Annotated in this window: 19 protein-coding genes and 5 tRNA genes; 16 read left to right on the top strand and 8 right to left on the bottom strand. The window is 73.4% G+C overall.

The features are described 5' to 3' along the window. Positions 1 to 510: an RNA polymerase sigma factor gene (locus tag ACZ6Y1_RS32960; RefSeq protein WP_469638556.1), complete on the top strand. Its 510-nt coding sequence runs from the start codon at positions 1 to 3 to the stop codon at positions 508 to 510. 37 nt (positions 511 to 547) lie between these two features. Further along, the gene (locus tag ACZ6Y1_RS32955) at positions 548 to 1,054 is read left to right on the top strand and encodes a GNAT family N-acetyltransferase (RefSeq protein ID WP_469638551.1); all 507 of its coding nucleotides are present in this window, start codon (positions 548 to 550) and stop codon (positions 1,052 to 1,054) included. Positions 1,055 to 1,069: 15 nt separating this feature from the next. Here the strand turns inward: ACZ6Y1_RS32955 and ACZ6Y1_RS32950 are convergent, their stop codons facing one another. After that, positions 1,070 to 1,507: a hypothetical protein gene (locus tag ACZ6Y1_RS32950; protein ID WP_469638549.1), complete on the bottom strand. Its 438-nt coding sequence runs from the start codon at positions 1,505 to 1,507 to the stop codon at positions 1,070 to 1,072. Beyond that, positions 1,479 to 1,847, bottom strand: coding sequence for a hypothetical protein (locus ACZ6Y1_RS32945; RefSeq protein WP_384587812.1), 369 nt, complete (start codon positions 1,845 to 1,847; stop codon positions 1,479 to 1,481). The genes ACZ6Y1_RS32950 and ACZ6Y1_RS32945 overlap by 29 nt, the downstream gene beginning before the upstream one ends. 691 nt (positions 1,848 to 2,538) lie before the next feature. Between ACZ6Y1_RS32945 and ACZ6Y1_RS32940 the strand changes: the two genes are divergently transcribed. The 8 genes from ACZ6Y1_RS32940 (at position 2,539) to ACZ6Y1_RS32905 (ending at position 13,193) form a co-directional block, all read left to right on the top strand. Continuing rightward, positions 2,539 to 3,603, top strand: coding sequence for a methionine ABC transporter ATP-binding protein (locus tag ACZ6Y1_RS32940; protein WP_469638546.1), 1,065 nt, complete (start codon positions 2,539 to 2,541; stop codon positions 3,601 to 3,603). Beyond that, positions 3,600 to 4,268, top strand: a complete 669-nt coding sequence (locus ACZ6Y1_RS32935; RefSeq protein WP_469638543.1) for a methionine ABC transporter permease — start codon at positions 3,600 to 3,602, stop codon at positions 4,266 to 4,268. Before ACZ6Y1_RS32940 ends, ACZ6Y1_RS32935 begins: the two co-directional genes overlap by 4 nt. Positions 4,269 to 4,360: 92 nt before the next feature. After that, a complete protein-coding gene (locus ACZ6Y1_RS32930; RefSeq protein WP_469638540.1) occupies positions 4,361 to 5,224 on the top strand; it encodes a MetQ/NlpA family ABC transporter substrate-binding protein in 864 nt (287 codons plus the stop codon). Between the two features lie 158 nt (positions 5,225 to 5,382). Continuing rightward, positions 5,383 to 6,063 carry a GNAT family N-acetyltransferase gene (locus tag ACZ6Y1_RS32925; protein WP_469638537.1) on the top strand — a complete coding sequence of 227 codons (681 nt, stop codon included), beginning with the start codon at positions 5,383 to 5,385 and terminating at the stop codon, positions 6,061 to 6,063. Positions 6,064 to 6,163: 100 nt separating this feature from the next. Beyond that, the gene (gene cbiE / locus ACZ6Y1_RS32920; RefSeq protein ID WP_469638534.1) at positions 6,164 to 7,366 is read left to right on the top strand and encodes a precorrin-6y C5,15-methyltransferase (decarboxylating) subunit CbiE; all 1,203 of its coding nucleotides are present in this window, start codon (positions 6,164 to 6,166) and stop codon (positions 7,364 to 7,366) included. A 228-nt stretch (positions 7,367 to 7,594) separates the two neighbouring features. Then, positions 7,595 to 10,756, top strand: coding sequence for a nicotinate-nucleotide--dimethylbenzimidazole phosphoribosyltransferase (cobT, locus tag ACZ6Y1_RS32915; RefSeq protein WP_469638531.1), 3,162 nt, complete (start codon positions 7,595 to 7,597; stop codon positions 10,754 to 10,756). A gap of 349 nt (positions 10,757 to 11,105) precedes the next feature. Continuing rightward, positions 11,106 to 12,338 (top strand): uroporphyrinogen-III C-methyltransferase, encoded by a 1,233-nt coding sequence (cobA, locus tag ACZ6Y1_RS32910; RefSeq protein WP_469638528.1) that lies wholly within the window; start codon positions 11,106 to 11,108, stop codon positions 12,336 to 12,338. Between the two features lie 42 nt (positions 12,339 to 12,380). After that, positions 12,381 to 13,193 (top strand): TrmH family RNA methyltransferase, encoded by an 813-nt coding sequence (locus ACZ6Y1_RS32905; protein WP_469638526.1) that lies wholly within the window; start codon positions 12,381 to 12,383, stop codon positions 13,191 to 13,193. Positions 13,194 to 13,203: 10 nt separating this feature from the next. Here the strand turns inward: ACZ6Y1_RS32905 and ACZ6Y1_RS32900 are convergent, their stop codons facing one another. Continuing rightward, positions 13,204 to 14,403, bottom strand: coding sequence for a serine/threonine-protein kinase (locus ACZ6Y1_RS32900; protein ID WP_469638523.1), 1,200 nt, complete (start codon positions 14,401 to 14,403; stop codon positions 13,204 to 13,206). Positions 14,404 to 14,968: 565 nt separating this feature from the next. Between ACZ6Y1_RS32900 and ACZ6Y1_RS32895 the strand changes: the two genes are divergently transcribed. From ACZ6Y1_RS32895 to ACZ6Y1_RS32885, 3 genes are all read left to right on the top strand, one after another. Continuing rightward, positions 14,969 to 15,154 carry a hypothetical protein gene (locus ACZ6Y1_RS32895; protein WP_037797219.1) on the top strand — a complete coding sequence of 62 codons (186 nt, stop codon included), beginning with the start codon at positions 14,969 to 14,971 and terminating at the stop codon, positions 15,152 to 15,154. Between the two features lie 224 nt (positions 15,155 to 15,378). Next, positions 15,379 to 16,320 carry an aminoglycoside phosphotransferase family protein gene (locus tag ACZ6Y1_RS32890; RefSeq protein ID WP_469638520.1) on the top strand — a complete coding sequence of 314 codons (942 nt, stop codon included), beginning with the start codon at positions 15,379 to 15,381 and terminating at the stop codon, positions 16,318 to 16,320. 73 nt (positions 16,321 to 16,393) lie between these two features. Continuing rightward, a complete protein-coding gene (locus ACZ6Y1_RS32885; protein WP_469638518.1) occupies positions 16,394 to 16,699 on the top strand; it encodes a TFIIB-type zinc ribbon-containing protein in 306 nt (101 codons plus the stop codon). Between the two features lie 57 nt (positions 16,700 to 16,756). Here ACZ6Y1_RS32885 and ACZ6Y1_RS32880 read toward each other — a convergent pair. The 5 genes from ACZ6Y1_RS32880 to ACZ6Y1_RS32860 form a co-directional block, all read right to left on the bottom strand. Then, positions 16,757 to 16,828 (bottom strand) — tRNA-Val (locus ACZ6Y1_RS32880). A 52-nt stretch (positions 16,829 to 16,880) separates the two neighbouring features. Continuing rightward, positions 16,881 to 16,952: transfer RNA gene (locus tag ACZ6Y1_RS32875), tRNA-Val, on the bottom strand. Positions 16,953 to 16,986: 34 nt separating this feature from the next. After that, positions 16,987 to 17,058, bottom strand: a tRNA-Val gene (locus ACZ6Y1_RS32870). 1 nt (position 17,059) lies between these two features. Then, positions 17,060 to 17,133, bottom strand: a tRNA-Cys gene (locus tag ACZ6Y1_RS32865). A 41-nt stretch (positions 17,134 to 17,174) separates the two neighbouring features. Then, a tRNA-Gly gene (locus tag ACZ6Y1_RS32860) sits at positions 17,175 to 17,247 on the bottom strand. A 180-nt stretch (positions 17,248 to 17,427) separates the two neighbouring features. Here ACZ6Y1_RS32860 and ACZ6Y1_RS32855 point away from each other — a divergent pair. The 3 genes from ACZ6Y1_RS32855 to ACZ6Y1_RS32845 are packed head-to-tail and all read left to right on the top strand — an operon-like array spanning position 17,428 to position 20,207. Further along, complete coding sequence (locus ACZ6Y1_RS32855) at positions 17,428 to 18,486, top strand: chorismate-binding protein (protein ID WP_469638516.1); 1,059 nt, start codon at positions 17,428 to 17,430, stop codon at positions 18,484 to 18,486. Between the two features lie 13 nt (positions 18,487 to 18,499). Next, the gene (locus ACZ6Y1_RS32850) at positions 18,500 to 19,321 is read left to right on the top strand and encodes an aminotransferase class IV (protein ID WP_469638512.1); all 822 of its coding nucleotides are present in this window, start codon (positions 18,500 to 18,502) and stop codon (positions 19,319 to 19,321) included. A gap of 43 nt (positions 19,322 to 19,364) precedes the next feature. After that, entirely contained in the window at positions 19,365 to 20,207 is an 843-nt protein-coding gene (locus ACZ6Y1_RS32845) for a GNAT family N-acetyltransferase (RefSeq protein ID WP_469638509.1), read from the top strand. Positions 20,208 to 20,308 lie beyond the last annotated feature (101 nt).

Here is a 20,308-nt window from a genome sequence, read left to right as displayed (position 1 = left end):
ATGGACCTGCTGAACGAACTGGGCCCCCTGCTCTCCGCCGAGGCGGCCGCGGAGGCGCCGGGCACCGGAGTGGACGCGGCCGACCTGGAACAGGCCGTCTGGGTCAGACTGCTGGAGCAGGGGGGACGCACCCCCGGACCCGCCGAGCCGGCCCGCTGGCTCCGCCGGGCGGTGCGCGCGGAGGCCCGCCGCGCCCGGCGCCGCGCCCGCCGGGAGATCCCCTACGACCGTCCGCAGGGTCCGCCGGCCGCCTCCGGACCGGAGGACGCCCTCCTGCACGGGGAGGAGAACCGGGTCCTGCGGTCGGCCGTCGCCCGATTGCCGGGACGGTGTCCCGAACTGATGAGGGCACTTCTTTCGCCCAGGGACCTCACCTACCGTGAAATCGCAGGAGAGTTGGGTATCTCACAAGGAAGTTTAGGGCCCGTCCGTTCCCGTTGCCTGGGATGTCTGCGCAGAATGCTGGCTGCAGAGGTTGCGGCTCCTGGCCTGTGGGGAAAGGAGCGGTAGACCATCGGGCCAGCAGGTGAGCGGGAGGCATGCGCACATGGGCATGAGCGTGACCATTTCGGCGGCGGCCGCCGAGGATGCCGAGCAGATCTTCAAGCTGCAGTACCTCGCCTTCCAGAGCGAGGCCGCGCTGTACGGCAACTACCTCATCCAGCCGCTCACCCAGTCCCTGGACTCCCTCAAGGGGGAGCTGGCGACGGACACCGTCCTGGTGGCCCGTCTCGGCGACGAGGTGGTCGGCACGGTCCGCGGCACGGTGGACGAGGACGGCACCGGCAGGATCGCGAAGCTCTGCGTCCACCCGCGCCTGCAGGGCCACGGACTCGGCGGCCGGCTGCTGCGCGCGGTGGAAGAGGCCCTCTCGGGCGGCGGCGCCACCACCCGCTTCCGCCTGCACACCGGCCACAAGAGCGAGTCCAACCTGCGGCTCTACCGCAAGGCGGGCTACACCCAGGTCGGCGGCCGCACCGCCTCGGACGGCGTACGGCTGGTGATCCTGGAGAAGGAGACCAAGGACCCGGCCGAGTTCACCGTCAGCGCGTAGCCGTACGGTCCCCGTTCAGCGCCTGCGCAGCCACAGCATCCCGGTGACCGGAAGGATCACCGGGATGAACAGGTAGCCCATGCCGAAGGACGACCACACCGTCGGCTCGGGGAACGCCTCCGGGCGGACCAGGGTCCACGTGCCCACGACCAGTACGCCGGTCAGCTCGGCGGCGCAGCACACCAGCGCCGCCCGGCGGGCCGCTTCCCCGCCGCGCACGAGCGAGTACGTGATGAACGCGTATACGACCGCTGCCACCGCGGAGAGCGAGATCGCGAGCGGTGCCCGGTCGAACTGGGTCGAGATCTGGTAGGCCGAGCGCGAGAGCGCGCCCACCACCATCACCCCGTACAGCCATACGAGCAGCGTTCCGGGGCCGGAGACCAGCCGCTTGCGCGCCGCCGGTCCGGCCGTGGTCGTCGTGTCAGGCACCGGGGGTCCCCCAGATGTCATAGAGCCGTACTTCGAGGACGGCGAGGACGAACGCGCCCGCGGCCACCGTCACCGAACCCCACTTGGTCCGCTCGGTGAGCGACAGCATCCCGGCGGCCGGGACCGCGGCGAACGCGCCGATCAGGTAGGCCACGAAGATCACGTTGCCCTCGTCGGGCTTCTCGCCCCGGGCGAGCTGCACCAGTCCTATGACCAGCTGGGCCAGGACCAGCAGGGTCACCACGGCCATGCCGATGAAGTGCCAGTCCTTGGTCGGCGTGTCCCGCCACGCGGCGTGACCGCACCAGGCGGCGAGGGCGAGTGCGGCCACGCCGATGGCGACCGTCAGGGCGTCGAGCATGCTGCGAGGGTATTACGGGCCGAAAGACCCGATGCGCGCGCCCCTCTTTCCCCGGCTTTGCCGCAGGGCGTGAAGCCGCACGCCGAAGCGCTCCCGTCCGACTGCGACGGCCCGCCATCCGGGGCCCGCCGAGGGCCGGCCGGGCGAGACCGGTATCGCGCCCGGGCCGGTGGGCGCCTGCGGCGTCGTCCGGCGGAGCGTGGCCTTGACCACAAGGCGCACGGCCGCCGCACTCGACGCGGATCCGGCCGTCCGGGACCTGCCCGCCCTGTCCGTGCAGGTCGGCAGCGGGCTCCTGACCAGCGGGACGGACGCCGAGCCCCGACCGGTGATGTCCGGAATACGATCGAAATCCGTCCGCTATACGGACACTGTTGATCGGTGAAGCGACATGTCTGCTTTACTGGGGCCCATGACCACGACGAGCAGCCGCGCCCTTGCGACCGAGGCGACCACGACGCCCGGTGCTCGTTGTATGTGTCGAATGTGCGCCTTCTGAGGGCCCCCTCCGCAAGCCTCGCGCCCCGAAGCGAGACCGGCCGAGCCCGTCCACGCATCCCGGACCGCTCCTGCCCCGCGCACGCGTCGAGACCGCCGATTCATCCCGGTTTCAGCCCGTATCGCGTCCCCAGATGTTTGCCCCGTACACGGCACCCGCACGCGCCGTGCACTCGACAGCGACGGAATTCCTGTGATCACCACATCGGGCCTCACGAAGGTCTACCCATCCCGTGACCGCGAGGTCACCGCCCTGGACGGCGTCGACCTGCACGTCCGCGAGGGCGAGGTCTACGGAGTCATCGGCCAGAGCGGCGCCGGCAAGTCCTCCCTGATCCGCTGCGTCAACCTGCTGGAGCGGCCCACCAGCGGCACCGTGACCGTCGACGGCGTCGACCTCACCGCGCTCGCCGGCCGCGGCCGGCGAGCCGGCAGGGAACTGCGCCGGGCCCGCAGCCGCATCGGCATGGTCTTCCAGCACTTCAACCTGCTGTCCTCGCGCACGGTCCAGGCCAACATCGAGCTGCCCCTGGAGATCCTGGGCGTCTCCGGCCGTGAGCGCGCCCGCAAGGCCCTCGAACTCCTCGACCTGGTCGGCCTCGCCGACAAGGCCAAGGCCTACCCGTCCCAGCTCTCCGGCGGCCAGAAGCAGCGCGTCGGCATCGCCCGCGCCCTCGCCGGCGACCCCAAGGTGCTGCTCTCCGACGAGGCCACCAGCGCCCTGGACCCGGAGACCACCCGCTCCGTCCTGCAGCTGCTGCGCGACCTCAACCGCCAGCTCGGCCTCACCGTCCTGCTCATCACGCACGAGATGGACGTGGTCAAGTCCGTCTGCGACTCGGCCGCCCTGATGAAGCGGGGCCGGATCGTCGAATCCGGCACCGTCTCCGAGCTCCTCGCCACCCCCGGCTCCGAGCTCGCCGCCGAACTCTTCCCCGTCACCGGAACCGCGACCGGCCCCGACCGCACCGTCGTCGACGTCACCTTCCACGGCGACGCCGCCACCCAGCCGGTCATCTCCCAGCTCTCGCGCACCTACAACGTCGACATCTCGATCCTCGGCGCCGCGATGGACACCGTCGCGGGCAAGCAGATCGGCCGGATGCGCATCGAGCTCCCCGGCCGCTACGAGGAGAACGTCGTCCCGGTGGGCTTCCTGCGCGAGCAGGGCCTCCAGGTCGAACTCGTCGGGGCGGACGCCGCCGCCGACGCCCTGAACGACGAACTCGCCGCGCTGGTCGAGGATGGTGCCAAGTGACCTGGTCCGAGATGCAGCCCCTGCTCACCCAGGGCACCTACGACACCCTCTACATGGTGCTGTGGTCGACCCTGGTGACCGTCCTCGGCGGTCTGCCCATCGGCATCCTGCTCGTCCTCACGGACAAGGGAGGCCTCCTGCGGAACCGGCCCCTCAACAAGGTCCTGGGCGTGATCGTGAACATGGGGCGCTCGCTCCCGTTCATCATCCTGCTGATCTTCCTGATCCCGGTCACCACCGCGGTCGTCGGGACCTTCATCGGCCCCACCGCCATGATCGTCCCGCTCTCCATCGGCGCGATCCCCTTCTTCGCCCGGCTCGTCGAGACCGCCGTCCGCGAGGTGGACCACGGCCTGATCGAAGCCGTCGAGTCCATGGGCGGCGGCATCCCCACCCTGGTCGGCAAGGTGCTCCTGCCCCAGGCCCTGCCCTCCCTGGTCGCCGGGGTCACCACCACCGTCATCACGCTGGTCGGCTACTCGGCGATGGCCGGTGCGGTCGGCGGCGAAGGGCTCGGCTCCAAGGCCATCACCTACGGCTTCCAGCGCTTCGAGACCGGCTTCATGGTCGCCACCGTCGTGGTGCTGATCCTCCTCGTCACCGTGATCCAGCTGATCGGCGACGGAGTGGTCCGGCTCCTGGCCCGCCGCGGCCGCACGGCCTGACCGTCTGACCGCCCGAACAGACTTTCCCCTCAGAGCCCGCACTTGTCGTGCTTGGGCCACATCCCTGAAAAATTGTCAGAAAGGCACTCTTCGTGCGTAAGAACGTCAAGATCACCGCCCTGGCCGCCACCGCCTCCGCGCTCGCGCTCGGCCTCACCGCCTGCGGCAGCTCCTCCGACCCGTCCACCGCCAAGGCCGACGGGGGCAAGACCGACGAGACCAAGCCCCTCGTCATCGCGGCCTCCCCGAGCCCGCACGCCGACATCCTGAACTTCGTCAAGGACAAGCTCGCCGCCAAGGAGGGCCTCAAGCTGGAGGTCAAGGAGTTCACGGACTACGTCCTGCCGAACACCGCCACCGAGCAGGGCCAGGTCGACGGCAACTTCTTCCAGCACAAGCCGTACCTCGACGACTTCAACAAGAAGAACGGCACACACATCGTGCCCGTCGTGAACGTGCACCTGGAGCCCCTCGGCCTCTACTCCAAGAAGGTCAAGGCCCTCTCGGACATCAAGGCCGGCCAGACCGTGGCCGTACCCAACGACACCACCAACGAGGGCCGCGCCCTCCAGCTGCTCGCCGCCAACAACCTGATCACCCTCAAGGAGGGCGTCGGCACCAGCGCCAAGCTGTCCGACATCACCGACAAGAAGGGCCTGGAGTTCAAGGAGCTGGAGGCCGCCACGGTCCCGCGCGCCCTGAACGACGTGGACGCCGCCGTCATCAACGGCAACTACGCCATCGAGGCCAAGCTGTCGCCCGCCAAGGACGCACTGGTCCTGGAGAAGGCAGAGGGCAACCCCTACGCCAACTTCCTCGCGGTCAAGGAGGGCAAGCAGGACGACCCGCGGATCCAGAAGCTCGCCAAGCTCCTGAACACCGACGAGGTCAAGAAGTTCATCGAGGAGAAGTACCAGGGCTCGGTCATCCCGGCCTTCGGTGCCCCGAAGTCCTGATCACCCGGCTGTGATCCGGCCCCGCAGCCCCGGGAGGGCGTGCGGGGCCGACTTCTGCCCGCTTCCGGGCAACCCGGCCATGCGCTTCGTGACGCCCATGCTGCATGCTGTGGCCTACGACCCACGCAAACGGTCCAGCAAAGGCGATGGAGCTGCGCATGACTACCACCTTCCCGGACGTCACCATCAGCACGGACCGGCTGGTGCTGCGCCCCTTCGAGGAAGACGACGTCACCGCGCTCACCGAGATGATGAACGACGAGAGCGTCACCGCCTGGACCACCGCACCGCACCCCTACACCCCCGCGCACGCGCACGCGTGGGCCACCCGGCAGTCCCACGCCGAACGCACCGGGGGCCACGGCATCGTCTTCGCCGTCACCGAGTTCCTCACCCAGCGCCTCGTCGGCATCGTCCACCTCCGGAACACCAACTGGCGCACCCGCGCCACCGAGGTCGGATACGTCACCGCCCCCTGGGCCCGCGGCGAGGGCTACGCCAGCGAGTCCGTACTCGCCGTCGCCCAGTGGCTCTTCCGCGACCAGGGCTTCGAACGCCTCGAACTGCGCACCGCGGCCGACAACACCGCCTCCCAGCAGGTGGCCCAGAAGATCGGCTGCATCAGCGAGGGCGTCCTGCGCAACGCGTGGATAGTGCGCACGCAGAACCCGGACGGCACCTGGACGGACACCCGCACCGACCTCATCGTCTGGAGCCTCCTTCCCGAGGACCTCGACGAGAACGACGCGTACGACACCGCCTACGGGTACGAGGACGGTTACGCCTTCGGGCAGCGGGCGGGCGCGAACGGTTACGCCGTCGGCGCCGACTGGAGCTGACCGGCCGGCCGGGTGGTCTCACCGGCCCCGGCCCCGGCCCCGGCACCGCCCCCCCGACGAAGACGCACGAGCCTGCCCCCACACCAGGAGACTGACGACGATGTCCGACCGGGTCACGGTGATCGGCTGGGACGGCTCCCCCCTGACCGCGGCCGCCCGGTCCGCGCTCTCCGCCGCCACCCTGGTGGCCGGCGCGGCCCACCACCTCGCACTCCCCGAAGTCCCGCCCACCGCGGAGCGCATCCGCCTCGGCAGCCTCGGCCTCGCCGCCCGCCGCATCGCGGGCCACCGCGGCACCGCCGTCGTCCTCGCCGACGGCGACCCCGGCTTCTTCGGCGTCGTACGCACCCTCCGCGCGCCCGAGCACGGCCTGGAGGTGGAGGTCGTACCGGCCGTGTCCTCCGTCGCCGCCGCCTTCGCCCGCGCCGGCATGCCCTGGGACGACGCACAGGTCGTCGTCGCCCACCGCCGCACCCTGCGCCGCGCCGTCAACGTCTGCCGGGCAAACCCCAAGGTCGCCGTCCTCACTTCGCCCGGCGCCGGGCCCGCCGAACTCGCCCTGCTCCTCGACGGGGTCCACCGCACCTTCGTCGTCTGCGAGGAACTCGGCACCGACCGCGAACAGGTGAGCGTCCTCACCTCCGACAGGGCCGCCGACCACAACTGGCGCGACCCGAACGTCGTCATCGTCATCGGCGGCGCGGGTCAGGCCCCCGAAGCCGAACCCGGCTGGCTGCTCGGGCAGCGATCCGCCCAGGCCGGCGAACGCGGCTGGGCCCGGCCGCAGGCCGAAGCGGGGGAGGGGCAGTCCGCACAGCTGCGGGCCGCCCAACTCGCCCGGCTCGGCCCGCGCCCCGGCGACCTCGTCTGGGACATCGGAGCCGGCACCGGCGCGGTGGCCGTGGACGCCGCCGCCTTCGGCGCGGCCGTCATCGCCGTCGACGCGGACCCGGACGCCTGCGAACACGTAACTGCCGCCGCCCGCACGCGAGGCGTACAGGTCCAGGTCGTCCCCGGCCGGGCGCCCCACGTACTGGAGGACCTGCCCGAGCCGGACGTCGTCCGCGTCGGCGGAGGCGGTGCCGAAGTCGTCGAGGCCGTCGCCGACCGGCGTCCCGAACGGATCGTCAGCCACGCGTCCACCCGCGACGAGGCGGAAGCCATCGGCCGGGTACTCGCCGAACACGGGTACGCCGTCGAGTGCGCACTGCTCCAGTCCGTGGGCCTGGACACCCGGACCTGGGCCGAACAGGACCGTTCCGTGGTGTTCCTGCTGGCAGGCCGGCGCCCGGTGAACCGCTGACCCGGAGGCCGGGGTAGGCTGGCCGATCGTCGTACCGCCCAGGACGATTCGGGCATCGCGGCACAGCCCGCACGGCGACGTGGCGCAGTCCACAGAGGACCGCGGCGGTTATGGCCGCCACGACGGCTAACGGGCGCGACAATGCTTACTGGTTGTCGCGCGGACCGTTCGTTCGTCACGTGGACGCCGGGCGATCGAAGAGGCACAACCGATGGGCGAGGGGTACGCATGACTGACACCGGCCAGGTCCCGGGCGAGGGTCACCCGGACAACGCGGGCATGGTGGATCAGCAGGGCATCCCCGCTCCGGTCCAGATCCCGGCACCGGTTCCCCCCGGCTACGCCTTCCAGGACCTCGTGGACGACCCGGCGGAGCAGGAGGAGGAACTGCTGCTGATGCCGAGCGGCCAGGGTGCGTGGAGCGACCCCCAGGTCGTCCCGCCGGCACCCGAGTTCCCGGCCTACGGCACCGAGGCGCAGTACACCGAGGCGCCTGTGTTCACCGAGCCGGCCGCCTACCCCGAGTACCCCTCCTACGGCGCCGGCGTGCACGAGGCGGGCGGCCGTGACTCCGGCGCGCTCGACCTCGGCGGACTGAACGTCCCGCAGCCCGCCGCCCCGGCCCCGGTCCGGCGCCCGCTGCACATGGGCCCGCCCGTGCCCGAGGCCACCGGCGGGGTCGTACGCTCCCTCGCCGACCGCGGCCCGGCCTCGGCGCCCGCGCCCCTGCACCAGCCCGGCCCGCCGACCATGGGCCCCGAGTACCTCGACCTCCCGGCGGCCCCCGCCCCCCAGGCGGCCGAGATCCCGCCGCAGGCCGGCGCCCCGTGGACCCCGGAAGCGCCACTCGCCGAGCCGCAGCCGGTGGCCGACGCCGCCCAGGCCCCCGCACCGCAGCCCTTCATCGCGCAGGAGCCGGCGCAGGCAGCCCCCGCGCACCCGGCCGAACCCGTGCCGTTCCCGGCGGCCCCGCCGGCGGTGGAACTCCCGGACGGGTCCGAGGCCCTGCCGGCCGAGTCGGGGCAGTCACCCGTCCCGGCCGAGGCCCCGGCCCAGCCCGCCGCGCCCGCGCCGGCCGAAGCCGCCCCGGCCGAAGCCGTCCCGAACGAGGCCCTCCAGGCCGTCGAGCCGGAGCCGGTGCAGGCCCCGGCGGCCGTGCCGGTGCCGACCGAGCTCCTCCAGCCGCTGCCCGCGGTCGCCGGCACGCCCGCCGCGCAGGCTCCGGCCGAGGCCCCGCCCCTGGCCGCCGTACCGGCGGAGCCGCTGCCCGTCGAGGCCGCCCCGGCCCCGGCGGAGGCGCCCGAGCCGGCGGTGGCCGACGCGGCGCCGCAGGCCGAGTCCCTCGCACCCGCCGAGGCAGTCGCCCCCGAGCCCGTCCAGGCCGAGCCGCCCGTCCAGCCCGAAGCCGCCGAAGCCGCCGCCCCGCAGCCCGAGGCCGCCGAGCCCGCCGCGGTCGACCCGGCCGTGGCCGCGGCGCCCCAGCCCGAGCAGCCGGCCCCGGCCGAGCCGGTCGCGGCCGCCGCCCAGCAGCCCGAGGCCGCCCAGCCCGCCGCAGTCGAGCCCGGCGAACCCGCCGAGCCCGCGGCAGTCGACCCGGCCCAGCCCGCCGCAGTCGAGCCCGCCGAGCCCGCCGAGCCCGCCGCAGGCGAACCGGCAGGCGAACCGGCCCCCGCGTACGACGACGCCGAGCGCGAGGCCGTCCTGCGCGTGATGCGCGAGCGCCGCGACATCCGCAAGGGCTTCCGCACCGACCCCATCCCGCACGAGGTGCTGCTCCGCGTCCTGGAGGCGGCCCACACCGCGCCCAGCGTCGGCCACTCCCAGCCCTGGGACTTCGTCGTCATCCGCTCCGCCGAGACCCGCCGGACGATGCACGAGCTCGCCCAGCGCCAGCGCGAGGCCTACGCGAACTCGCTGCCCAAGGCCCGGGCCAAGCAGTTCAAGGAACTCAAGATCGAGGCGATCCTCGACACCCCGGTGAACATCGTCGTCACCGCCGACCCCACCCGCGGCGGCCGCCACACCCTCGGCCGGCACACCCAGCCGCAGATGGCCCCGTACTCCTCGGCCCTCGCCGTCGAGAACCTCTGGCTCGCCGCGCGCGCCGAAGGCCTCGGCGTCGGCTGGGTCAGCTTCTTCGACGAGCGCGAGATGGTCCGCGCGCTCGGCCTGCCGGAGCACCTGGAGGTCGTCGCGTACCTGTGCGTCGGCTACGTCGACGAGTTCCCCGACGAGCCCGAGCTGGCGCAGGCCGGCTGGTCCCAGCGCCGCCCGCTCTCCTGGGTCGTGCACGAGGAGACGTACGGACGCCGCGCGCTGCCCGGCGAAGAGCCGCACGACCTGCTCTCCGAGACGGTAGCCAGCATTCGCCCGCTCGACGCGAAGGCGCTCGGCGAGGCCTGGGAGCGGCAGAAGCGCATGACGAAGCCCGCCGGGGCGCTCGGCATGCTGGAGATCATCTCCGCGCAGCTGGCGGGCCTCTCCCGGGTCTGCCCGCCGCCGATCCCCGAGCCCGCGGCCGTCGCGATCTTCGCGGGCGACCACGGTGTCCACGCCCAGGGCGTCACGCCGTGGCCGCAGGAGGTCACCACCCAGATGGTGGCCAACTTCCTCGGCGGCGGCGCGGTCTGCAACGCCTTCGCCAACCAGGTCGGCGCGGAGGTCTGCGTGATCGACGTGGGCGTCAAGGGCGACCTCCCGGCCACGCCGGGCCTGCTCCCGCGCAAGGTCCGCCCGGGCACGGCGGACCTGTCCACCGGCCCGGCGATGACCCGCGAGGAAGCCGTCGCGGCCATCGAGGTCGGCATCGAGACGGCCCGCGACCTGGTCGCCGCCGGCAACAAGGCCCTCCTCACCGGCGAGATGGGCATCGCGAACACCACGGTCTCCGCCGCCCTCATCTCGGTCTTCACGGGCGTGGACCCCGCCGAGGTCACCGGCCGCGGCACGGGCATCAACGACGAGACCCACGCCCGCAAGGTCGAGGTCGTACGCCGTGCCCTGGAGCTGCACCAGCCGGACCCGGCGGACCCGATCGGCGTCCTGGCGGCGATCGGCGGCCTGGAGCACGCGGCGATCGTCGGCCTGCTCCTCGGCGGCGCGTCCCTGCGCACCCCGGTGATCCTGGACGGCGTCAGCGCCGGCGCCGCCGCCCTGGTGGCCCGCGCCATCGCCCCCGAGTCCCTGTCCGCGTGCATCGCGGGCCACCGGAGCGCCGAGCCGGGTCACGTCGCGGCGCTGAACAAGCTGGGCCTGCGCCCGCTGGTCGACCTGGACCTCCGCCTCGGCGAGGGCACGGGCGCCCTGCTGGCCCTCCCGCTGGTCCAGAGCGCGGCCCGCGCGATGCACGAGGTGGCCACCTTCGACTCGGCGGGCGTGACGGAGAAGTAGCCCCGCGGGCCCCCTGACCCCGCGCCTCAAACGCCGGCGGGGCCGGAATGCCGCTGCCCGGCATCTCCAGCCCGCGCGGCGTTCGAGCGCACGGGCGCGGAGCGCCCGTCCGGGGTCAGGGGCGGAGCCCCGGTTCCGGGAAGGGGCGGGGTGGGGGACAAGCCGCCCGCAGGGCCCGCCCCGCGCCCCCGCCCCGGCCGGGCCGTATGGTGGACCCGCAGCAAGAACCCGCACGTCAGCACGTACACCGGCACACGCACACCGCACACGCAGCCCGCACCCACCTCCCCGCCGCTCCAAAGCCGCAGCGGCAAGACAGAACCACCGCCGCATCAGGAGCCGCACCGCCATGGCCGAACACCCCGCGTACCCCGTCGGTCTCCGACTCGCCGGCCGCCGCGTCGTCGTCATCGGCGGCGGCCAGGTCGCCCAGCGGCGCCTCCCCGCGCTCGTCGCGGCCGGCGCCGACGTCCTCCTGATCTCCCCCTCCGCCACCCCCTCCGTGGACGCCATGGCCGAGACCGGCGAGATCCGCTGGGAGCGCCGCCGCTACGAGGACGGCGACCTCGCCGGCGCCTGGTACGCCCTGATCGCCACCCGCGACCGCGCCGCCAACGACGCCGCCTCCGCCGAGGCCGAGCGCGAGCGGGTCTGGTGCGTCCGTGCCGACGACGCCGACACGGCCACCGCCTGGACCCCGGCCACCGGCCGTGTCGAGGGCGTCACCGTCGCCGTCCTGAGCGGCAACGACCCCCGCCGCTCCGCCGCGGTCCGCGACGCCGTCGTGGAGGGCCTGCGCGACGGCTCCCTGACCGCCGCCCGCCCGCACACCCCCGGCGTCGCTCTCGTCGGCGGCGGCCCCGGAGACCCCGACCTCATCACCGTGCGCGGCCGCCGCCTCCTCGCCGAGGCCGACGTGGTCATCGCCGACCGGCTCGGCCCCCGCGACCTCCTCGACGAGCTGCCCCCGCACGTCGAGGTCATCGACGCGGCCAAGATCCCGTACGGCCGCTACATGGCCCAGGAGGCCATCAACAACGCCCTGATCGAGCACGCCAAGGCCGGCAAGGCCGTGGTGCGCCTCAAGGGCGGCGACCCGTACGTATTCGGCCGCGGCATGGAGGAGCTCCAGGCCCTCGCCGAGCACGGCATCCCCTGCACGGTCGTGCCGGGCATCTCCAGCTCCATCTCGGTCCCGAGCGCCGCCGGCATCCCGGTCACCCACCGGGGCGTCGCCCACGAGTTCACGGTGGTCAGCGGCCACGTCGGCCCCGACGACCCGCGCTCGCTCGTGGACTGGGCCGCCCTCGCCAAGCTCACCGGCACGCTCGTCGTCCTCATGGGCGTCGACAAGATCGGTCTGATCGCCGAGGCCCTGGTCCGCCACGGCCGTTCGCCCGAGACCCCGGTCGCGGTCGTCCAGGAGGGCACCACCGCCGCCCAGCGCCGGGTGGACGCCACCCTCGCCACCGTCGGCGAGCGGGTCCGCGCGCAGGAGGTCCGCCCGCCGGCCGTCATCGTGATCGGCGACGTCGTCCGGGTCAACGCCCCCGGCGACCCGCTTCCCGCCACCAACGCCTGACAGGCCGTTGGCACCGCACCCAGGACAAGGCAGTATCACCCTGTGGCTGATCTCATCACCGTCGAAGACCCCGACGACCCGCGCCTGCGCGACTACACGGGCCTGACCGACGTCGAACTCCGGCGCCGGCGCGAGCCCGCGGAAGGCCTTTTCATCGCCGAGGGCGAGAAGGTCATCAGACGTGCCAAGGACGCCGGTTACGAGATGCGGTCGATGCTGCTCTCCTCCAAGTGGGTCGACGTCATGCGCGACGTCATCGACGAGCTCCCGGCCCCGGTCTACGCCGTCACCCCCGAGCTGGCCGAACGCGTCACCGGCTACCACGTGCACCGCGGCGCCCTCGCCTCCATGCAGCGCAAGCCGCTGCCCACGGCCGACGAACTGCTGGCCACGACCCGGCGCGTGGTCATCATGGAAGCGGTCAACGACCACACCAACATCGGTGCCATCTTCCGCAGCGCCGCGGCCCTCGGCATGGACGCGGTGCTGCTGTCGCCGGACTGCGCGGATCCGCTCTACCGCCGTTCCGTGAAGGTCTCCATGGGTGCGGTCTTCTCCGTCCCCTACGCCCGTCTCGACACCTGGCCCAAGGGCCTGGACTCCGTGCGCGAGGCCGGTTTCAAGCTGCTCGCCCTCACCCCGCACCAGAAGGCCTCGCCGATCGACGTGGCTGCCCCGCACTCCCTGGAGCGGGTCGCGCTGATGCTCGGCGCCGAGGGCGACGGCCTCTCCACGCAGGCGCTGGTCGCGGCCGACGAGTGGGTACGGATCCCCATGGCGCACGGCGTGGACTCGCTGAACGTGGGCGCCGCGGCCGCCGTCGCCTTCTACGCGGTGGCCGGCGGCCGCACCTGACCGCTCCCGGCTACAGCTTCTGGGCCGCCGCGATGCCCAGCGCCACGATCAGCGTCACCACGACGAACACGATCAGCCGCTGCCGCATCAGCCGCGGGTCCGGCCGCGAAGGGCGCCGTCCCGTCCCGGTGGTCCGGGGCGCGGGGCGGCCCCCCGTGCGTCCCGCGGTCGGCCGCGAGGACGGGCCGCCCGAGCCCTGCGGGTGACGGGGCGACGAGGGCCGCGAGTGCGGGCCGCTCGGGACCCCGCCCTTGCCCCGGGGCACGGTCCCGCCCCCGGTACGTCGTTCCGCGCGCTGGTCGGCGTACGGTTCGGCCGGCTCGGGCAGCCGCCCCGTCGGCCGGTCGGTCCGGGCGCGCTGGGCCGGCGGGCGGGCCTCGGGAAGGCCCTGAGCCTCGCGGGCCGCGATCTCCTTGAGCCGCATCGACAGCTGGAGCGTGCTGGGCCGGTCCTCGGGATCCTTGGCGAGGCAGGCCTGTACGAGCGGCGCGAGCGCGTCCGGGACCCCGTGGAGGTGGGGCTCCTCGTGCACCACGCGGTACAGCATGACCTCGGAACTGCCGTGCCCGAAGGGCGAGTCGGCGGTCGCCGCGTAGGCCAGGGTGGCGCCGAGGGCGAAGACGTCTGTGGCGGGGGTGACGGCGGCTCCGCGCACCTGCTCGGGCGCGAGGAAGCCGGGGGAGCCGACGGCCGTGCCCACATGGGTGAGCGTGCTCGCCCCGGTGGCCCACGCGATCCCGAAGTCGATGATCCGCGGGCCCTTGGGGGAGAGCAGGATGTTGGAGGGCTTGAGGTCTCGGTGGACGACCCCCGCCTCGTGCACGGCGACCAGACCCTCGGACAGGGCGGCGCCGATCGCCGCGATCTGGGAGGCCGTGAGCGGGCCCTCCTCGGTCACCTTGTCGTGCAGCGAGGGCCCCGGGACGTACTGGGTGGCGAACCAGGGCCGCTCGGCCTCCAGGTCCGCCGCCACCAGCCGTGCCGTGCACCCGCCCCGGATCCGCCGGGCGGCGGACACCTCGCGGGCGAACCGCGAGCGGAACTCCTGGTCCTCGGCCAGGTCCGGCCGGATCACCTTGAGCGCGACGCGCTGCCCCCGCCGGTCCGACCCCAGGTAGACCACACCCATGCCGCCGGCTCCGAGCCGTCGGTGCAGCCTGAACGAGCCGACGACACGCGGGTCCTCGCGCCGGAGCCGCATCATCGCCATGTCCACCCCGCTGGCCGGTCGTCCTGTTGACGTGGCACAGCTTACGGACCATCCGGCATGCGCGCTCAGAGGCCGCGCCCTCGCCGAGGGATTCGATCGTCAGTGCGGCGCACCACACTTGAGGGATCCTCAGGGAGCCGGCCCCGGCTCGCCCGCCCGTTCCGGCCCGTCCCCAAAGCGCTTGCGGGCCAACGGGATTGAGGTGGCCGACCCGCCATTCGGTGCCACCCCGCCCCGCCGGGGCGCACGCGAGCGGTCCCCGCACCGAGTCGATCTTGCCTACGGCCGGTGGAGGGACATCCGTGTGCAAGGAGTGACGGAAGTGAGCGAAGTCACTACGCTCCGGTCATCCCCTCCGGGAAGACCCCCACTCACGGGGGACGGTCTCCACCCAGGGGAGTACGCCGGGCACGGCCCGTCATCCTCCTGGAGGCCCGCCAAAGGGTACGAGGGCATGAGGCCACGGACCCTCCGCGCGCCTAGGGTTGAGGTCAAGCGGCGGGCAGGTGCTCTCGTCCCCCGAGGTCGAAAGCCCGCCGCTGCCCGAATCGACAGGGAGAGGACCATGGCGGACATCGCACGGCAGGGACGCAAGGCATTCGCGTTCAACGGCCATGAGTCCGGTACCCGCCACCCTCTGGTGGCCGCGGCCATGGTCCTCCCCCTGGCCGCCCTCCTGCTCTTCCTCTTCGGAGGCTTCGACCAGGTGGCGGCACAGGCGTCGTCCGTTGGCGTGATGCTGGGGCGCTGAGCGGCGCCCCGGGTCCGGGAGAGCGGCCCGGACCGGGACATCGGCCTGTCGAACCCCGTGGGGACGGGGGAGCGGCGGCGGACGGCAGGTGAAGGGTGCTGCCCGTACGACTGGGGAGTCGGACGGGCAGCACCCTTTTCATTCCGTTCGTCCCGCCCCGTCCCGGCCGGTCCGGCGTACGATCCCCACGAGGCCGCTGTTGCACCAGCCACCCCGGGGTTCCCATGACCGACTCGCTGCCCGAGGCACTCGCCGCCTGCACCGCCCAGCCGCTCCCGTACGCCCTCCTCGCGGACCGGGACGACGGCACCGTGGTCCGCTGCGGGGAGGTCGTGGCCAAGGCCCACGCCGGTGACGCCGACCACGAGGCCCTCGCCGTACGCCTTCGGATCGCCGGCCACCAGTCACTGGGCGGCGTACTGCTGCCCCCGCTGCTCCCCGTCCCCGGCCGGGTGCAGGACCGGCCCGTCTCCCTGTGGCCGTACGGGGCCCCCGTCGACCCGCAGCGCCCCCACGAGGCGCCCTGGGAGGCCACCGCCGCACTCCTGGCCGCCCTGCACCGGACGCCCCTCGCCGCGCTCCCCGGCCCCCTGCCGCCGATGCGCGGCCCCGCCAAGCTCGCCCGCGCCCTGGACCGGCTGCGGAGGGCCGAGCAGCTGCCCGCGGGCCCGGACCCGGGCGAGGTGCGCTCCGTACGGGCCGCCGCGGGAACGCTGCCGGCCTGGGCGCGCGGGGAGGCGCAGGCGCCGCCCGGCGGGACGCTGTGCCACGGCGACCTGCACCTGGGGCAGCTGGTCCGCTACCCCGCCCCGCAGGGCCCCTGGTTCCTCATCGACGTGGACGACCTCGGCCTCGGCACCCCCTCCTGGGACCTGGGCCGCCCGGCCGCCTGGTTCGCCGCCGGGCTGCTCGACTCCGGGGCCTGGCAGCGCTTCCTCGACGCATACCGGGCCGCCGGCGGCCCGGCCGCGGGCCCGCCCGGCACCGATCCCTGGCCGGAACTCGACCTGGCCGCCCGTGCGCTCACCGTCCAGACGGCGGCCCTCGCGCTGGCCAAGGCCGCGGAGGGGCGGCGCGGGCTCGACGAGGGGGAGCGGCTGATGGTGGACGCCTGCGGCCGAATAGCGGCGCTCCGGGCCGGTTTGGAACGACAGCCTCCGTCGTAGGGTGGGCTCCGCGCCACCGGGCACGCATCCGGTCATCCGGTGGCCAGGTCTACGCCGAGGAGTTGAACCGCCCATGCAGTGTCCGAAGTGTCACGCGATGATGCACACCTACAACCGCAACGGTGTCCAGATAGAGCAGTGCAGCGGCTGTCGCGGCATCTTCCTCGACTACGGCGAACTGGAGGCGCTGACCCGCCTGGAGTCCCAGTACACCGCCCAGCAGTACGGCCAGGTCCCGCCGCCCGCGGCGCCGCCCGCCCCGTACCCGCCCCAGCACGTGGCCGCCGCCCCCGCCTGGGGCGCCCCGCACCACGGAGGCCACCACGGCCACGGCCACCACCACCGCGGCGGATTCGGCCGGATGCTGTTCTCCTCCTGAGGCCCTCCGGACAACGCGAAAGCCCCGGCCGTCGAGACGGCCGGGGCTTTCGGACTGTGCGCGATACTGGGATTGAACCAGTGACCTCTTCCGTGTCAGGGAAGCGCTCTCCCGCTGAGCTAATCGCGCGGGAACCACGGCTGGTAAGCCGCAGGTCAAGCAGGTGGTGCGTGGTACTGCGTGCGCGATACTGGGATTGAACCAGTGACCTCTTCCGTGTCAGGGAAGCGCTCTCCCGCTGAGCTAATCGCGCGGGGATCCTTGCGGACCAGGTCCTTGCGGACCAGTGGACGATACTGGGATTGAACCAGTGACCTCTTCCGTGTCAGGGAAGCGCTCTCCCGCTGAGCTAATCGTCCTTGGAGGTGGAGACGGGATTTGAACCCGTGTAGACGGCTTTGCAGGCCGTTGCCTCGCCTCTCGGCCACTCCACCATGGAGCTGCAGGGGTTCTCGGGAAGAAGACCCCCACTTCGAGCGGACGACGAGACTCGAACTCGCGACATCCACCTTGGCAAGGTGGTGCTCTACCAACTGAGCTACGTCCGCAGGTCACCGTGTTCGCTCCGGGGTTTTTCCCCTTCGCTCCCTGGCGACGTGTTGAACTCTAGCGGATTCCCGGGCCAGCTCAAAAACGCGTTTCCGCAGCGTGCTGCCGCTCGATCACCAGCGGTCACGCGGCCGTCACCTCCCCGGCGCCGTCGCGTCACCGGTCATAGACTCGCAGCCGTGCACGACCTGCCTCCCATGGCCCGCTTCGGCGGCCTCCTCGCGACCGACCTCCGAGACGTCACCAGCGACCCCGGTGCCCTCGACTCCACCGGCTTCTGGGCGGTGTCCGCCGACTTCGAAGGGCGGCTCGTCTGCGCGCGCTTCGGGGACATACGCCCCGACCCCGTTCCCCCGCCCGTCCCCGGCGCCTGGCAGGGCCCCGACGCCGACCGGTGGACCTCCTCCCTGGACCGGACCGCGTACGTGGCCGGCGTCCGCCGGATCCGCGAGCACATCGCGGCCGGCGAGGTCTACCAGGCCAACCTCTGCCGCGTGATGTCCGCTCCGCTGCCCGACCCCGCGGGCGCGGACGTCGACGCCCTCACGGCACTCCTGGCGCGCGGCAACCCCGCTCCCTACGCAGGAACGATTCGGCTGCCCGCGCACGGCGTGGAGATCGCCACCGCCTCCCCGGAGCTGTTCCTGCGCCGGGCCGGCCGCCACATCGAATCCGGCCCCATCAAGGGCACCGGACGCACCGCGGCCGACCTGCTCCCCAAGGACCACGCCGAGAACGTGATGATCGTGGACCTCGTACGCAACGATCTCGGCCGGGTCTGCGCCACCGGCTCGGTCACCGTCCCCGAGCTGTGCGCCGTCGAGGAGCACCCGGGCCTGGTCCACCTCGTCTCCACCGTCAGCGGAGAACTCGCCGACGGCGCGGGCTGGCCCGAGCTCCTCGCGGCCACCTTCCCGCCCGGCTCCGTCACCGGAGCCCCCAAGTCCTCCGCCCTGCGCATCATCGAGGCCCTGGAGACCGCCCCCAGGGGTCCGTACTGCGGCGGGATCGGCTGGGTCGACGCCGACCGGGGCACCGCCGAGCTCGCCGTCGGCATCCGCACCTTCTGGATCGACCGCGAAGCCCCCGGCGGCCCCCGCCTCCTCTTCGGCACCGGCGCGGGCATCACCTGGGGCTCCGACCCCGACCGCGAATGGGCGGAGACCGAGCTCAAGGCCGTCCGGCTGCTCCGGGTAGCGTCGGGGACGCATCAGGCGACAGGCCGAACGGGATCGTGAGAGGAGCCGCACGGTGAGCATCTGGCTCGACGGAGCACTTCGGGACGTGGACAGCGCGAGGGTGTCCGTCTTCGACCACGGGCTGACCGTGGGGGACGGGGTCTTCGAGACGCTCAAGGCGGAGCGGGGCAGCGCCTTCGCGCTCACCCGCCACCTGGAGCGGCTGACCCGCTCGGCCCGGGGCCTCGGCCTGCCGGACCCCGACCACGACGAGGTGCGCCGCGCCTGCGCCGCCGTGCTCGGGGCGAACCCGGTGGAACACGGGCGGCTGCGCGTCACCTACACCGGGGGCGTCTCCCCGCTCGGCTCCGACCGCGGCGACGGCGGCCCCACCCTGATCGTGGCCCTCGCCGCGTCCGCGCGCCGCCCCGACACCACGGCCGTCGTCACGGTGCCCTGGGTCCGCAACGAGCGCTCCGCGGTCGCCGGCCTGAAGAGCACCTCGTACGCCGAGAACGTGGTGGCGCTGGCCGCCGCCCACCGGGCCGGGGCCTCCGAGGCCCTCCTGGCCAACACCGTCGGCCGGCTCTGCGAGGGCACCGGCTCCAACGTCTTCGCCGTCCTCGACGGGCAGCTGCACACCCCGCCCCTGGCCTCCGGCTGCCTGGCCGGGATCACCCGCGCCCTCGTCGTCGAATGGGCCGGCGCCAAGGAGACCGACCTGCCGTTCGAGGTCCTGGAACAGGCCGAGGAGGTCTTCCTGACCTCCTCGCTGCGCGACGTCCAGGCGGTCGTACGGATCGACGGGCGCGAGCTGGGCACGGGCCCCGGCCCCGTCACGGCCGAGGCCATGCGGATCTTCGACGCGAAGGCCGGTGCGGATCTCGATCCGTGAATCCCGGTGACGCGGGGCCGCGGGACAGGTAGAACACCAAGTGATGACCACTACCCTGCGGCCCGCGCAGCCGCTCCAGCGCAACAGTGACGGCACCCGCTCCCGGGCCTACGAGGTGCGGGTGAACAGCCGGCGCGTGGGCAGCGTCGAGCTGGCCACGCGTGCGGCCGCCCAGGCCGGGACCGGCGTGATCCGGGGGCTGTGGATCGACGAGCCCGACCGGCGGCGCGGCCGCGGCACGGTCGCCGTGCTCGCCGCCGAGGAAGTGCTGCGGTCCTGGGGCTGCACGGGCATCGCCGTGTCGGTGCCCGCCGACGCGGGGCCCGCGCTGCGGATGGCCGAGACCCTGGGCTACCGGGTGACCGGCCGCGTCCAGGTCAAGGAGCTGCCGGAGCTGCCGCCCGCGCTCCCGCCGGGCGCCTCCGGACGTCCGATGACCCAGGCCGAGTACGACGCCTGGCAGGAGCGGGCCGTCGTGGAATACAGCCACCACCTCACCGGCCCCGGCGTCACCGCCGAGCAGGCCCTCGCCGCCTCCCGCGCCGAACACACCGAGCTGCTCCCGGCCGGGCGGGACACCCCCGGCACGGCCTTCCTCGTCCTCCAGGCACCCGACGGCACCGTCCTCGGCACCCTGTGGCTGGGCGAGCGGGACCTGCCCGGCGTGGGGCCCGTTCCGTACGTGTGGGACGTGGCCGTGGCCCCCGAGCACCGCGGGCGCGGACACGGCCGGACCCTCATGCTGCTGGCCGAGCGCGCCGCGCTGGCCTCGGGCGCCCGCCTGCTGGGACTGCACGTCCACGAGGACAACACCGCGGCGAGGGGCCTCTACGCGTCGCTCGGCTACCGGGACAGCACCGTGAACGCCAGGAAGGAACTGATCTAGGACCGGGCTAGGGGGTGTTGCGAAAGTCCCGCACGGCGCCCACGGCGCCCGGCACGCACTCTCGCCGCACCGGCCGAAGCCCCGAGTACGCCCAGTACGAG

Source organism: Streptomyces sp. NPDC053432 (assembly GCF_055585365.1).
This window is presented reverse-complemented; position numbering and strand designations above follow the sequence as displayed.